Origin of the sequence: Micropruina sp. (genome assembly GCF_047606365.1) — a bacterium.
Taxonomy (GTDB): domain Bacteria; phylum Actinomycetota; class Actinomycetes; order Propionibacteriales; family Propionibacteriaceae; genus Micropruina.
This window is the reverse complement of record NZ_JASGEN010000008.1, coordinates 16,977-30,430: the sequence shown is the minus strand read 5'-3', so window position 1 is coordinate 30,430 and position 13,454 is coordinate 16,977. Positions and strand designations below refer to the sequence as shown.

At 69.6% G+C, this 13,454-nt stretch carries 14 protein-coding genes; 6 read left to right on the top strand and 8 right to left on the bottom strand.

The genetic code is table 11. From position 1 onward, the window contains the following. From QM624_RS01625 to QM624_RS01615, 3 genes are all read left to right on the top strand, one after another. The coding region (locus tag QM624_RS01625; protein ID WP_415088351.1) for a glycoside hydrolase family 3 N-terminal domain-containing protein at positions 1-1,210 on the top strand (1,210 nt) is incomplete at its 5' end. Beyond that, complete coding sequence (locus QM624_RS01620) at positions 1,207-2,133, top strand: ROK family protein (RefSeq protein WP_415088350.1); 927 nt, start codon at positions 1,207-1,209, stop codon at positions 2,131-2,133. The genes QM624_RS01625 and QM624_RS01620, both read left to right, overlap by 4 nt. Before the next feature lie 322 nt (positions 2,134-2,455). Continuing rightward, complete coding sequence (locus QM624_RS01615; protein WP_415088349.1) at positions 2,456-3,154, top strand: hypothetical protein; 699 nt, start codon at positions 2,456-2,458, stop codon at positions 3,152-3,154. A gap of 11 nt (positions 3,155-3,165) precedes the next feature. On the opposite strand, the gene dusB is transcribed toward QM624_RS01615, so the two are convergent. Beyond that, on the bottom strand, positions 3,166-4,323 hold the full coding sequence (gene dusB / locus QM624_RS01610; RefSeq protein WP_415088348.1) for a tRNA dihydrouridine synthase DusB: 1,158 nt from the start codon (positions 4,321-4,323) through the stop codon (positions 3,166-3,168). 289 nt (positions 4,324-4,612) lie between these two features. After that, complete coding sequence (locus QM624_RS01605; protein ID WP_415088347.1) at positions 4,613-5,902, bottom strand: MFS transporter; 1,290 nt, start codon at positions 5,900-5,902, stop codon at positions 4,613-4,615. A gap of 227 nt (positions 5,903-6,129) precedes the next feature. Between QM624_RS01605 and QM624_RS01600 the strand changes: the two genes are divergently transcribed. Further along, complete coding sequence (locus QM624_RS01600; RefSeq protein WP_415088346.1) at positions 6,130-6,705, top strand: protein-L-isoaspartate O-methyltransferase family protein; 576 nt, start codon at positions 6,130-6,132, stop codon at positions 6,703-6,705. A gap of 145 nt (positions 6,706-6,850) precedes the next feature. Here the strand turns inward: QM624_RS01600 and QM624_RS01595 are convergent, their stop codons facing one another. Both QM624_RS01595 and QM624_RS01590 read right to left on the bottom strand, forming a co-directional pair. Further along, positions 6,851-7,789: a DUF4097 family beta strand repeat-containing protein gene (locus tag QM624_RS01595; protein WP_415088345.1), complete on the bottom strand. Its 939-nt coding sequence runs from the start codon at positions 7,787-7,789 to the stop codon at positions 6,851-6,853. Between the two features lie 9 nt (positions 7,790-7,798). Next, the gene (locus QM624_RS01590) at positions 7,799-8,272 is read right to left on the bottom strand and encodes a toxin-antitoxin system HicB family antitoxin (RefSeq protein WP_415088344.1); all 474 of its coding nucleotides are present in this window, start codon (positions 8,270-8,272) and stop codon (positions 7,799-7,801) included. A 165-nt stretch (positions 8,273-8,437) separates the two neighbouring features. On the opposite strand from QM624_RS01590, the gene QM624_RS01585 reads away from it, so the two are divergent. Continuing rightward, the gene (locus tag QM624_RS01585) at positions 8,438-8,929 is read left to right on the top strand and encodes a hypothetical protein (protein WP_415088343.1); all 492 of its coding nucleotides are present in this window, start codon (positions 8,438-8,440) and stop codon (positions 8,927-8,929) included. Between the two features lie 460 nt (positions 8,930-9,389). On the opposite strand, the gene QM624_RS01580 is transcribed toward QM624_RS01585, so the two are convergent. The 4 genes from QM624_RS01580 to QM624_RS01565 form a co-directional block, all read right to left on the bottom strand. Then, on the bottom strand, positions 9,390-10,769 hold the full coding sequence (locus QM624_RS01580) for a glycine--tRNA ligase (protein ID WP_415088342.1): 1,380 nt from the start codon (positions 10,767-10,769) through the stop codon (positions 9,390-9,392). Positions 10,770-10,859: 90 nt separating this feature from the next. Beyond that, complete coding sequence (locus tag QM624_RS01575; RefSeq protein WP_415088341.1) at positions 10,860-11,168, bottom strand: antibiotic biosynthesis monooxygenase family protein; 309 nt, start codon at positions 11,166-11,168, stop codon at positions 10,860-10,862. Between the two features lie 25 nt (positions 11,169-11,193). Next, complete coding sequence (recO, locus tag QM624_RS01570) at positions 11,194-11,934, bottom strand: DNA repair protein RecO (protein ID WP_415088339.1); 741 nt, start codon at positions 11,932-11,934, stop codon at positions 11,194-11,196. A 54-nt stretch (positions 11,935-11,988) separates the two neighbouring features. Further along, entirely contained in the window at positions 11,989-12,651 is a 663-nt protein-coding gene (locus QM624_RS01565) for an SIMPL domain-containing protein (RefSeq protein WP_415088338.1), read from the bottom strand. Positions 12,652-12,767: 116 nt separating this feature from the next. Between QM624_RS01565 and QM624_RS01560 the strand changes: the two genes are divergently transcribed. Then, complete coding sequence (locus tag QM624_RS01560) at positions 12,768-13,340, top strand: GNAT family N-acetyltransferase (RefSeq protein WP_415088337.1); 573 nt, start codon at positions 12,768-12,770, stop codon at positions 13,338-13,340. Positions 13,341-13,454: the final 114 nt, after the last annotated feature.

Below are 13,454 nucleotides of genomic sequence, written 5' to 3'. Positions count from 1 at the left end.
CTCGCCCGCGCCGTCGATGGCCTATCTGGGGCACCGCGACGACCTGACCCTCACCCGCGACGTCGCCGCCGGCATCGGCGCCGAACTGCGCGCGGCGGGCATCGACCTGAACCTGGCTCCGGTCGCCGACGTCAACGCGAACCCGCGCAACCCGGTGATCGGGGTGCGCAGCTTCGGTGCCGACTCCGACCTGGTGGCGCGCCACGTCGCGGCCTACGTTGAGGGACTGCAGCCGGCGGGGGTGGGTGCGGTCGCGAAGCACTTTCCGGGGCACGGCGACACCGGCACCGACTCCCACCTCGGCCTGCCCACCATCGCTGTGGACGCCGCAACCCTCGCCGTCCGGGAGTTGCCGCCGTTCGCTGCCGCCGTCGACGCACGCACCGTAGCGGTGATGACCTCGCACATCCTGGTGCCGGCGCTCGACCCGGATCGTCCGGCCACCTTCAGCGCAGCAGTGCTCAGCGAGCTACGCCGCCGCGGCTTCACCGGCGCGATCGTCAGCGACGCCCTCGACATGGCCGGAGCCAGCGCGGACCGCGGCATTCCCGAGGCCGCCGTGCTGGCGCTGGCAGCCGGCGTCGACCTGCTCTGCCTGGGCAGCGAAAGCACCGCCGACCTGCTGGACGCGGTGCGCCGCCACATCCTGACCGCGGTCGGCCACGGACGCCTGCCGTCGTCGCGCGTGCTGAATGCCGCCGCCCGGGTGCGCACCCTGTCGTCCGAGCTGTCCCGGCTGCGCGGGGCAGCCGTCGATCCCCCGTCCGAACCAGTCGCGGTCGATCCGGCCGGGTTCCTGCTTCGTGCCCCGATCGAGCCGCTGGTCGCGCCCGTCCTGGTCAGGCTCGCGTCGCCGGCCAGCATCGCCGCCGGCGAAACCCCTTGGGGCATCGGCGACCACCTGGCAGGCGACCTGGCGGCGCGGCTGCCGGGAGCCACGACGCTGACCGTGGCCGACCTGGACGCGCTCGCCGACGTGTTGCGTCGGTACCGGCAGCGGCCGCTGGTTGTCCAGGGACGGGACCTGGACAGGGTCGAGTTCCTGCGGACGGCGTCCGCAACGGTGCTGCGGCAGCGTCCGGACGCGCTCATCGTCGAACTCGGCTGGCCCGACCACACCGGCCCGGTCCGCCTCGACGTGGTCACCTTCGGCAGCGGCCGCGGTGCCGCGACCGGGCTGATCCGGCTGCTCGCCGAAGGAGCCCGATGACTCCGTCGCCGCCGACCGCGCCGAGCCTCGGCATCGACATCGGAGGAAGCAAGACCCAGGCTGTCCTGCTCGACGAACAGGGCCGGATCGTGGCCGACCACGTCCGGCCCACCCAGCCGGGCGCCGACGGTGTGCTCGCCACTGCACTGGCTGCTGCTCGGGAGTGCGTCCAACGGGCCGGGTTGCGATTCAGTGATCTTGAGGGCGTCGGCGTCGGGATACCGGGGCGGGTGGACCATCACGCCGGAGTGGTGCATACCGCGGTCAATCTGGGCATCGGACGACTGCCGCTGGGCGAACGGCTGGGCGGGCTGATCGGCGTCGAGGTGCGGGTCGACAACGACGTGAAGGCCACCGCGCTGGGCGTCGCCCGGCAGCTCGACGCGCACGACGCCGACCTCAGCTACCTCAACTTCGGCACCGGTGTGGCGGCCGCGACGCTGACCGGCGGACGGCTGGTGCGCGGCTCGGACAACCTGGCCGGAGAGATCGGTCACATCCCGGTACGGCCCGGCGCCGGACGCTGCGCCTGCGGGCAGGACGGCTGCATCGAGGTGGTCGCCGGCGGTGCGCAGCTCACCCAGCGGTTGTCCCGGCTGACACCCGCGGTGAGTCTCGGCACGCTGATGGGCGCAGCCGCCGACGGCCATCGGGAGGCGGCCGCGGTGGCCGAGCTGGCGGCGTCCGGAATAGCGGACGCGGTGCAACTGATGGTGCTGACCCAGGGGTCCGACTGGGTGGTCGTCGGCGGGGGCGTGATCCAGACCGCGCCGGGACTGGCCGATCTGGCCCGTCAGCTGCTGGTTGAACGGGCGAGTGCCTCGGCGTTCCTTGCGTCACTCGACCTTCCCGGACGCCTTGTCGTGGCACCCTCCGGGCAGCCGCTGGCCGCCGTCGGTGCCGCCCTGCTGCCGAAGTGCTGATTCTCCTCGGTCGAGCCTGCCGAGACCTCATTGGCAAGGGGTTCGGCAAGCTCAACCAGCGATACGCCACATTGGTCACGTCATCCCGGGCTCCGACCCGGGATCTCAGGCGCGAGAGATCCCAGATCAAAGTCCGGGAGGACGATGGAAGGGCTTTGATCAGCGCATCCTTAGGTGCTCAAGGCCGTGCCCGCTTACTGAGGCTCCTGAGCACCCGGTTGACGCCGCGTCCGGCCGACGGATCCGGTTCGGTCGCCGTGTGCCGACCGAACCCGTCACCGGCGCCTGTCATCATGGAAGGGTCACGACGCGGAAGGCAGCCATGACTCAAAGTCCCGATCCCCAGAACCCTTACCAGCCCCCGTACTCGCCGCAGGGTCAACCGCAACAGCCGCACGGTTCGGCGCAGCCCAGCACTCCCACCGAGTGGAGCCCGCAGACCGGCGGCCAGCAGGGCGGCTACCCCACGGGTCAGCAGGCCGGCTACGGCACCGGTGCACAACCCGGCGGGGGCTGGGGCCAGCAGAGCGGCTACAGCGGTGCGCAGCCCGGCGCCGGCTGGGGGCAGCAGGCTGGATATCCGGCTGGACAGCCGGGGTACCCGCCCGTGCAACAGGGCTACCCACAGGCACCGGGCGCAATGCCCTACGGGCAGCAGGCCCAGCAACGCTCCCCTCTGCTGGGCATGATCGCGCTCGGCGGCGTCGTGGTGTGTGGCGTGGTGCTCTGCTGGCTGATGTGGCGGATGGGCGTCCTGGTCGGGCCGCTCGCGGCGTCCTCCGGCGGCACCATGACGCAGGACCAGATGACCCAGGAGCTGCTCGACCAGCTCGGTTCCGGCGGCCTCCTGGCGCTCAACGTGGCCGGCTACGGCGGCACCGCCGCCTGGATCACCGGCATCGTCGCCGCGGCCACGCGCCGCGGCCGCTCCTACGGTGTGTGGGCGATCATCCTGGGCGTCCTCGCGCCGATCATCGCGATCGTGATGATGGTCGCCGCGATGATGCCGTACATGAGCTGACCGGCGAAGGTTCAGCCGCCGGAGACGTCGGACTCGGCGTCGGCGATGTCGGCGTCACCGAGACACTGCGAATCCAGCCAGCCGTAAGGCAGCACCACCCGCTCGCGGGCCGAGCCCTGGCGTCCGCGCGGTGAGCCCAGCTCGGCGCTCGGGAACTCCTGATCCGGGTCGAGTTGTTCGAGCAGGCCGGACAGTTCAGCCAGGCTCGACACCATGGCCAGGCCGCGGCGCAGCTCGGAGCCGACCGGGAAGCCTTTGAAGTACCAGGCCATATGCTTGCGCAGGTCGCGCATGCCGTGGGTTTCGCCGTCCAGCCCGGCCAGCAGTTCGGCGTGTCGGTAGACCATGGTGGCCACCTCGCCCAGGTTCGGCAGTGGCGGGGCGGGCTCGCCGGCGAAGGCGGCCGCCAGGTCACGGAACAACCACGGACGGCCCAGGCAGCCGCGTCCGATCACCACACCGGCGCAACCGGTGCGCTCCATCATCGCCAGGGCGTCCGGGGCCTCCCAGATGTCGCCGTTGCCCAGCACCGGAATGCTGGTGGACGCGACCAGTTCGGCGATCCGCTCCCAGTCGGCGTACCCGCCGTAGGACTGCTTGACCGTGCGGGCGTGCAACGCGATCGCGGCGCAGCCGGCTTCGGCGGCGATCCGGCCGGCGTCCAGGAAGGTCTCGTGGTCGGCGTCGATGCCGATCCGGGTCTTCATGGTGACCGGGACGCCGTACGGCGCGGCCGCTTTCACCGTGGCGGTCAGGATCGCGGCCAGCCGGTCCCGCTTCCAGGGCAACACTCCCCCGCCGCCGCGGCGGGTCACCTTCGGCACCGGGCAGCCGAAGTTGAGGTCGACGTGGTTGACCCCGAACTCGTCGCACAGAATGGCGGTCGCCTTCGCCATCACGTCCGGATCGACACCGTAGAGCTGCACCGAGCGAGTGGTCTCGCCGGGGTCGAAACGCAGCATCGAGAAGGTCCGCGGAATGCGTTCGACGATGCCGCGCGAGGTGATCATCTCGCAGACGTACAGCCCGGCGCCCTGCTCACGGCACAGCTGCCGGTAGGCGGCATTGGTGATCCCGGCCATCGGCGCCAGCACCACCGGCGGGTCGACCTGGACGGCCCCCAGCCGCAACGGCGCCGGACGCAAGGAGGTCTGCTGCAACGCGGGCATCCGCCAACCCTAACCTCGCCCCTGGCGCTCGCCCAACACGACCACCGCCGTTGAGCCCACCGACGGGTCACCGCAGGGTGACCGCGGGGACGGTTCTCGCGGTCACCGGGGACGGTTCCTATGGTCACCGGGGACGGTTCTCCTGGTCACCGGGGACGGTTCCTTCGGACACCGGGGACGGTTCCTTCGGACACCGGGGAGGTTCTGCCGGTCACCAGCACCCCATCCAGACGCCGAGTTTCAGGTCTCGACAAGCTCGACCAGCGGTGGTCGCGGCGGCGACGAAAACTCACGAATCGGCGCGGCCGACCTCTTCCGAGATCCGGTAGCGGACGAATGCCGGAATCGCGACGGCGGCGATGACCACACCCACGACGACCAGCACGCCGCCCAGCGTCGTGGTGGCAGCAGTCCCGATGCCTTCGGCAGCCCAGCCGTGCAGCACGTCGGCGATCCGCGGTCCACCGGCGACCACCACGATGAACACACCTTGCAGGCGTCCTCGGACGGCATCGTCGGCGGCGGTCAGCAGCATCGACTGACGGAACGCCGCGGACGCCATGTCAGCAGCCCCACCGAATGCCAGCGCCGCGACCGCGACGGTGAGCATGGCGGTCGGCAGCGACGGCGCGAACCAGACCGCCACACCGGTGACCACCACCGCGACACCCCAGCCGATCACGCTCCAGATCACGGCCAGTCCCTGGCGGTCAACCCGGGACACCCAGCCCGACAGCACACCGCCCAGCACCGCGCCCGCCGGCATCGCCGCGAAGAGCAGGGCGAACGCAAGTCCGCCTGCCGGAGGACCACCGAAGCTCTCGTGCGCGATCTGCGGGAACAGCGCACGCGGCATGCCGAAGACCATGGCGATGCCGTCCACCAGGAACGAGGTGAGCAGGATCGGGTGACCCAGCAGGTAGCGGAGCCCGCTCAGCACCGAACGCAGGCCCGGCGTCCCCTTGCGTTCGAGAACGGGCAGCTTCGGCAGTTTGATCACCGCCCACAGGGTGGCCAGCAGGCAGATGGTGTCGATCAGGTACAGCAGCGGAAACCCGAAGACCGGGATCAGCGCGCCACCGACCAGCGGGCCGGCGATGGCACCGGCGCTCATCACGGTCATGTTCAGCGAGTTGGCGGCCGGCAGTTGGTCGAGCGGAATCAGTGCGGGCAGGACGGCAGTCCGGGTCGGCTGGTTGACCGCGAAGCAGGCCTGCTGGACGGCGTAGACGATCAGCAGCAGCCAGACGTTGCCCAGGTTCGCCTCCGCCAGCAACCAGAACAGGCCACTGGTCACGATCAGGCCGATGGTGGTGACGATCAGCAGGCTGCGCCGGTCGAAGTGGTCGGCCAGCGCGCCGCCCCACAGCCCGAACACGATCAGTGGCACCAGCCCGAACAGGCCGGTCAGCCCGACCATAGCCGAGCTTCCGGTGAGGCTGTAGATCTGCGCCGGCACCGCGACCACCGTGAGTTGCGCGCCGATCACCGTGACGATGTTGGCCACCCAGAGCCGGCGGAAGTCCGGCGCCTGCAGTGGCCGGACGTCTGCCAGGAAGGCCCGCATTCGTTCACGCACCCAAGTAGCCAACCACCGGCGTTCTCGCTGGTCGGGCCGGTCTCGACCCGCGACCCCGAGAACCGCCTGGACCCGCGGCCCCTTACCGCGAATCAGTCTGATATCGACCCCAGAGTGAGCCCGCCGACCGGCATCAGTCCGCTTACGGCTGGCGGCCGACGGGTCGACTCTGGGGTCGATATCAGAGCAACCCTCGACAAGGGTCGGCAGGCGAGGGACGCTGGAGGATGAGCACCGAGCGGGCACGTGTGGCGGAGGCCTTCCGGGCCACACCGCGCGAAGGTTTTCTGCCGCCCGAACTGCGTCACCGTGCCGCGGTCGACGCGCCGCTACCGATCGGGCACGGCGCCACCAACTCCCAGCCCTGGACGGTGCGGTTCATGCTGGAGCGCCTGCAGGTACCCGCCGGCGCCCGGGTGCTGGACGTCGGCAGCGGCTCCGGCTGGACCACCGCGCTACTCGCCCGACTGACCGGACCGAGCGGTTCGGTGGTGGGCGTCGAGGTTGTGCCGGAGTTGGTCGAACAGGGCCGGGCGAACCTCGCCCGCGTCGAGTTGCCCTGGGCGCGGATCCAGGCTGCCGCGCCCGATGTTCTCGGTCTTCCTGAGCTCGGGCCGTTCGATCGCATCCTGGTGTCGGCCGACGCCGGCGCGATTCCCGCGGACCTGGAGCACCAGCTCGCCATCGGCGGCCGGATGGTGCTGCCGGCCGCCGGCGTGATGTGGACGGTCCTCCGCGACACGGACGGTTGGGTGCGAGAGCCCGATCACGAGCACCGGTTCAGCTTCGTACCCCTGGTGTGAGGAGATCTCGATAAGCCACCAATAGGGTTTCGCCACCGGTCGGGTTCGCCTCGCCCGCCGGTTGAGCTTGTCGAAACCCCTGGTCAGCGCCACCTTAGGTCTCGACAAGCTCGACCAACGAGAGTCCGATCTCGACCCGCGATCGTCAGCTCAGGCTGATGTCTCCCGTGCCGGTGCGGGCGGTGATCTCGATGTGGTCCTGCCCCTCGACCGGCTCACCGCGTCCGCCGATCCGGCTGGTGACGTCGCCGAGCGGGCTGCTCAGGTCCTGCCAGACCGGCACGCCTGGCGGCACGGTGACGATGATGTCGCCGGCGCCCGTCCTGGCCTGCCAGCGGCCGCCCGCCACATGCGCGCTGACATCGCCCGCGCCGGTGCTCACGTCGGTCGAGCCCAGGCACGAGTCGAGTCGGACGTCGCCGCCGCCGGTGGTCACGGTGACGTCACCCTCGGTGCGTCCGACGTGGATGTCACCGCCGCCGGTCTTGATCGCGCCAGAGGCGATCGCGCCAACATGCACGTCGCCGCCGCCGCTGTGCACGCGTCCCTCACCGAGGCTATCGATGCTGATCTCGCCGCCGCCGGTGTCGAGGTTGCCCTGGGCGGCCCGGTTGGCGCGGATGTCGCCGCCACCGGTGTGCACGACAACATCGCCGGCGTCGTCGAAACGGACGTCGCCGCCACCGGTGCGAGCCCGCAGCTCACCGCAGCGTCCGTCGATCACGATGTCCCCGCCGCCGACCTTCAGCTCCAGGTCGGCGCCCTCGGGCACCACGACGTCCAGCCGGATCGGGACGGAACCGCCCGCCCCGAGGCTGAAGCCACCGATCTGGAACGAGAAGCCGAAGCTCGAGCCGTCGGTCGCCTTCAGGACCGGGATGACGAGCGCGATGTTGCGTCCCTCGGTGTCGACCTTGACCTCGCCGAGGTCGACCGGAGCGTTCGCGGTCAGGGTGACCGTGGTCTGCCCGGGTGCGCCGGTGTGTTGAACGAAGATGTCGGCGTGGTGCGCCTGCAGCCGCAGCCTGGGCAGCTCGTCGGTGCCGAACTCCCAGGTGTGGCGAGTGGTGGTGCTGGTGTTCACGATTCCTCCTCAGGCCCAGCCGGTGATCCGGCGGGACGAGTTGCGATGGTCGGTGCGTGGGGCCTGGGCGGCACGCCGGACGGCCTGCACGATCCAGGTGTTGAGTGACTGGTCCGCCGCCTGGGCGAGGCCCTCGGCGCGTCGTTTGAGCTGTTCCGGCAACCGGACGGTGACCCGGGCGGTGCCCTCGTCGTCCGCACCCACAAGAGGCTCGGGCGCCGTCGGCTCGGCGGTCGCGGCCGCCTGCTCCTGCACGTGCAGGACGGGCTCGCGGCCATCCATCCGGACGGTGACGACTGCGGTTCCCAGCTCGCCGGTCAGCTGCGCGGCGGCATCGGCGAGTAGCTGGGTCATCGCCAGGCGCAGCGCCGGCTCCACCGCCACCGCCACCCTGTTGGTGATCGCCTTGGTGGCGTCGTCGGCGAGCGCGGTCGCCTTCTCCAAGTCGACGGCGACTGCCGTCAGGTAAGGATTGAGGTCCATGACGCCATGATGACGCCTCTATGGCGTCATTTCAAGAGATAGCGCCGCACTGCTGTGTCATTGTGACGTCAGAATGATGCAGTTGCTTGTCGTCGGGTTGTCGCCCGGGCGGCCGCGCATCCGTGAACCGTCCACGAACCGCCCCTGGCCACTAGGCTGCGCGGCATGAGCTTCGTCGTGCACTTCGTGGCTGCCGATACCGCCGCCCTGCCTGATCCGCTCGAGGCGGACGCGTCGCACCCGCCCGCCGAGCTGACCTCGGACGAGATCGCGACCTGGGACGCATTGCACGCCCGGTTGGTGGAGTTGCTGCCCGCGGGCTCGCATGACGTCACCCAGAACCATTTTTCACGCCAGCTCGTGCATGACGGTTCAGGGTTGCTGGTGAGCTGGACGCATGACGACTACGAGGCGTCCCTGCCGTTCTGGTCGGTGAACGCCTCCCCCGAAACCTTCGGCGTGCTGGTCCGGGTCACCGAGGCGATCGAGTCCGCCACCGGATTGATAGGCGTGGACGAGATCAGCCATGCCCGGTTCCTCGATCATCGCGAGGACGTGAAGGCCTCCTTCGAGGCCATCGCCGACGGCTTCGAGGAAGCGATGGACAGTCAGACGGTGCTCGGCTGGCTGCGCAACCTGTTCCACAAGCGACACTGAACGAGCCGGTCTCGCTGGTCGAGGCCCCGCAACCACCGGTCGAGCTTGTCGAGACCCCGCCCCGCCGGTCGAGCTTGTCGAGACCCCTGCCGCGATTCGCCATTCAACTCGTCCAGACATGAGGAGAGCCGGGTCCTGGACGCTTCGTGTGCGCCTCAGACCCGGCTCGATCCTTGTCTTCACCGTTCGACAGGTTCCCCCCGCCGTTCTCGCGTCCCCCCGAATCACGATTCCGACCCTGTCTCCTGGCGGCTGTGCCCCCCGACACAGGTAGAACTCTGCCGGAGAGGCCTCAACGCAACATCGGCGGAACCTCAAGAAATGCGCAAGATCCGGTGACGACCTCCTCAATCCGAACCGTTCCCGATCTGGTTCGAGGGACCGCCACCGGTGACCAAAGGAACCGTCCCCGGTGACCAGGAACCGTCCCCGGTGACCGAAAGAACCGTCCCCGGTTGTGTCAGCAGCCGATCAGGCGTTGCGCCAGGTAACCCTGCACCTGGTCGATCGCCACTCGCTCCTGGGTCATGGTGTCCCGCTCGCGGATGGTGACCGCCTGGTCGTCCAGGGTGTCGAAGTCGACGGTGACGCAGAACGGGGTGCCGATCTCGTCCTGACGGCGGTAGCGGCGTCCGATCGCCTGGGCGTCATCGAACTCGATGTTCCAGTAGCGGCGCAGCGAGGCAGCCAGGTCACGGGCGGCCGGTGAGAGCCGCTCGTTGCGGGACAGCGGCAGGACCGCCACCTTGACCGGCGCCAGGCGCGGATCGAGCTTGAGCACCACTCGGGTGTCCACGCCGCCCTTGGTGTTGGGCGCGGTGTCCTCGGTGTACGACTCAGCCAGGAACGCCATCAGCGACCGGGTCAGGCCGGCGGCCGGCTCGATCACGTACGGCGTGTACCGCTCACCCTTGGCCTGGTCGAAGTAGGACAGGTCAGTGCCCGAGTGCTTCGAGTGGGTGCCGAGGTCGAAGTCGGTGCGGTTCGCGATGCCCTCGAGTTCGCCCCAGCCGTCACCGCCGGCGAAGCCGAAGTTGTACTCGATGTCGACGGTCCGCTTGGAGTAGTGCGACAGCTTCTCCTGCGGGTGCTCGAAGAGCCGCAGGTTGTCCCGGCTGATGCCGAGGTCGACGTACCAGTCGGTGCGGGTGTCGATCCAGTGCTGATGCCACTCCTCGTCGGTGCCCGGCTCGACGAAGAACTCCATCTCCATCTGCTCGAACTCACGGGTGCGGAAGATGAAGTTGCCCGGGGTGATCTCGTTGCGGAAGCTCTTGCCGACCTGGCCGATGCCGAACGGCACCTTCACCCGCGCCGAGTTCTCCACGTTCTTGAAGTTGATGAAGATGCCCTGCGCGGTCTCGGGACGCAGGTAGTGCAGGCCGGACTCGTCCTCGATCACACCGAGGTAGGTCTTCAGCATCATGTTGAAGTCACGTGGCTCGGTGAACCGGCCCAGGGTGCCGCACTCGGGGCAGTTGATCTCTTCGAGCCCGGACGGCGCGCGCCCCTTCTTGTGCTCGAAGTTCTCTTCCAGCTGGTCGGCACGGAACCGCTTGTGACAGCTGAGGCATTCCGTCAGCGGATCGGAGAACACCCCGACGTGCCCGGAGGCCACCCACACCTGCCGGGGCAGGATGATCGAGGAGTCGATGCCGACCACGTCGTCGCGGCCCTGCACGACGGCCTTCCACCACTGCCGCTTGATGTTCTCCTTCAGCTCGACGCCGTAGGGACCGTAGTCCCAGGCCGCCCGGGTACCGCCGTAGATCTCCCCGCACGGGTAGACGAAGCCCCGGCGCTTGCACAGGCTGATGACGTTGTCGAGGCGACTGGCCACGAGAAACTCCTTGTGAGTCGATGCATGCCCGGCTGACACGCAAGTGACCACGCTACCGCGAACCGGACGCCGTCCCCGACCGATCCCGCCCTAGCGGGAACGCGGCAGGTTGAGGCCGACGTCGTCCGGGACGTCGTAGGCGCCGGGCTCGTCGATCGCCTCGCTGAGCAGCGGAACCAGGACGACCTTGGCGTCGTAGCCGTTGAACGCCCGCCGGTAGGAGCCGACGTTCGCCCAGCGTCCGACGATCGCCCACAGGTCGGGTTCGTCGAGGTTGCGGACGAGTTCGATCGATTCGGCCCCCTCGCGGGTGGCCATGAAGTCCACCGCCGCCCTCGCCCGGCGGAAGAAGTCGTCCTCGTCCTCCGGGATCACCCGGAACCTGTTCACCGCCAGCATCGGCCCAGGCTATCGGCGCTCCTGCTCAGCGGTCGACGTGACTCAGGGCCCGCAGCCCGCGCTCCAGGTGCCAGTTCGCGAAAGCGCTTACCAGCCCGCTGGCCTGCCGCTGGGCACGGTCGTCGACGTCACGGGTGGCCGGCCAATCGCCGGTCAGTAGGGCGGTCAGATACCGCAGCACCGTCGGTGGCGGCAGCGCCGAGGCCGGCGGACGGCAGCGCCGGCAGACCATGCCGCCGGCCTGCGGGTTGAACGCCTCGTGCGGGCCGGGCGTTCCACACTTGGCGCAGTCGAACAGGCTCGGCGCCCAGCCGGCGACGGCGACCGCGCGCAGCAGGTAGGAGTCCATGATCATGGTGGCCGGACGCGGCCCGTCGCTGGTGCCGGCGGTCAGCGCGTTCAGCGCACCGACCAGCAGCAGGAACTGCTGCAGCGACGGCTCACGCTCTTCCGCAACCAGCCGGTCGGCGGTCTCCAGGATCACCTGACCGGTGGTGTAGGCGGTGTAATCGCCGCCGAGCGGTTCGGTGTAGGCGTGCAGGGTGACCGCCTGGGTGACGATGTCGAGGGTGCGTCCGGTGGCGAACTGGGCGTCGATATGGCTGAACGGCTCCAGCCGTCCGCCGAATTTGGACGAGGTGCGCCGCACCCCCTTCGCGACCGCGCGGATCTTGCCGTTCCGGCGGGACAGCAGGGTGATGATCCGGTCGGCCTCACCCAGCTTGTGGGTACGCAGCACGACCGCCTCGTCACGATAGGTGGGCACGGTTCATTCTCGCCGATCGGAACGGCGGCGTCCGTGCGCAACCCCGGTCGTGGCTCAGCCCGCCGTGAACCGGGCCTGCACCTGGCCGGCAACCGTCAGGTCTTCGGGCCTGATGTCGATACCACTCAGCTCATCGCTGGCGAACGCCGCGCCCCGCGCCATCGCCATCGGGGCCGCGGCCGCGAAGGTCTCGGCGGTGGCCCGATCACCGAGCAGGCCGGGATCGGCCAGTTGCACGAAGGCGACCTCGTCGGCACCTGCTGCGTGGGCCATCACCAGCGCCCGCTGCCGTGCCTGTTCGACGGCGCGGGTGAGGCACACCTCTTCCAGTTCACGGCGGGTGGCGTCGGTCAGCCGCCACTCGACCCGCTGAAGCTCCAAGCCCTCGGTGGCACCGAATCGGGCCGCGAGGTCGGCCAGCGCGATGAAGTCGGTGAAATCGGCCCACAGTGCGGCGCCGGCGCGGAAGATCGGCGCCTGCTGCCGTCCCTTGGCGATCGGACGCCACGATGAGGTGCTGATCGGTCGTACCACCACCTCGACGACCGCTCCGGAATCGCGCAGCCGATCGAACTCGGCACCGATCAGGTTCACCACCTCGGTCGCCGTGCGCAGGACCTGGTCCTTGCTCGCCCCCTCGGCCCGAACCCAGGCGTGCAGTCGCGCCACCTCCGGTCGGACCGTCTCCTCATGGGTTCCCTGGACGCTGATCTCCATCGCCGCTCCCTTCCGGCGTCGAGCGTAGTGACGGCCCGCAAGCAGGGTCGCTTGGCACCCAGCCCGGCAAGCATGGGCGGACGGCGACGCCAGGCTCGGTTGCTACGGTCGAAGTCATGCCGACCCCGGACCTCGACACGCTCGCCCGTTATGCCGCCGGACTCGAGGCTGTGGCTGAGCCGCTCGCCACGCGCGACGGGATCACGGTCCACACCGCGCGGGCCGACGACAAGCCCTGGCTCACCGAGCTGACCGACGAGCGCTGGCACGGCGCCGTCGTGCTCTCCGGTGAACTGATCCGACCGGCCACGATGCCGGCGCTGATCGCCACCGATGAGGCCGGACGCCGCGTCGGCGCGCTGACCTTCATTCCGCGGCAACGACCCGACGGCGTGCACACCGAACTGGTCACCATCGACGCCGTCGATCCGGGCAGCGGTGCCGGCGGCGTCCTGCTCGAAGCCCTGGTGGCGCTGGCTCGGCATCAGTCCTGGCGCCGGGTCTGGCTGGTGACCACCAACGACAACACCCGCGCACTGCGCAGCTACCAGCGCGCAGGCTGGGATCTCGTTGCCCTGCGCCGCGACGCCATGGACGAGGTCCGCCGATTCAAGCCCGGAATCCCCTCGCACGGCATGGACGGCATTCCGCTGCGGCATCAGTTGGAGTTGGAGTACCCGCTGCCCTGAGCGCGCCCACCTCTGGTTGAGCTTGTCGAAACCATGGACGCGGAGAGCGTCAACAGAGGTCTCGACAAGCTCGACCGACGAAGGTCGCCCACCGCTGGTTGAGCTTGTCGAAAC

Coding starts and splice junctions, on each gene's coding strand:
- QM624_RS01575 (WP_415088341.1), bottom strand. CDS start 11,168: ATGCTGGCGGTGAACAGGTTCCGGGTGATCCCGGAGGACGAGGACGAC.
- QM624_RS01585 (WP_415088343.1), top strand. CDS start 8,438: ATGAGCTTCGTCGTGCACTTCGTGGCTGCCGATACCGCCGCCCTGCCT.
- QM624_RS01560 (WP_415088337.1), top strand. CDS start 12,768: ATGCCGACCCCGGACCTCGACACGCTCGCCCGTTATGCCGCCGGACTC.
- QM624_RS01590 (WP_415088344.1), bottom strand. CDS start 8,272: ATGGACCTCAATCCTTACCTGACGGCAGTCGCCGTCGACTTGGAGAAG.
- QM624_RS01615 (WP_415088349.1), top strand. CDS start 2,456: ATGACTCAAAGTCCCGATCCCCAGAACCCTTACCAGCCCCCGTACTCG.
- QM624_RS01565 (WP_415088338.1), bottom strand. CDS start 12,651: ATGGAGATCAGCGTCCAGGGAACCCATGAGGAGACGGTCCGACCGGAG.
- QM624_RS01620 (WP_415088350.1), top strand. CDS start 1,207: ATGACTCCGTCGCCGCCGACCGCGCCGAGCCTCGGCATCGACATCGGA.
- QM624_RS01600 (WP_415088346.1), top strand. CDS start 6,130: ATGAGCACCGAGCGGGCACGTGTGGCGGAGGCCTTCCGGGCCACACCG.
- dusB (WP_415088348.1), bottom strand. CDS start 4,323: ATGCCCGCGTTGCAGCAGACCTCCTTGCGTCCGGCGCCGTTGCGGCTG.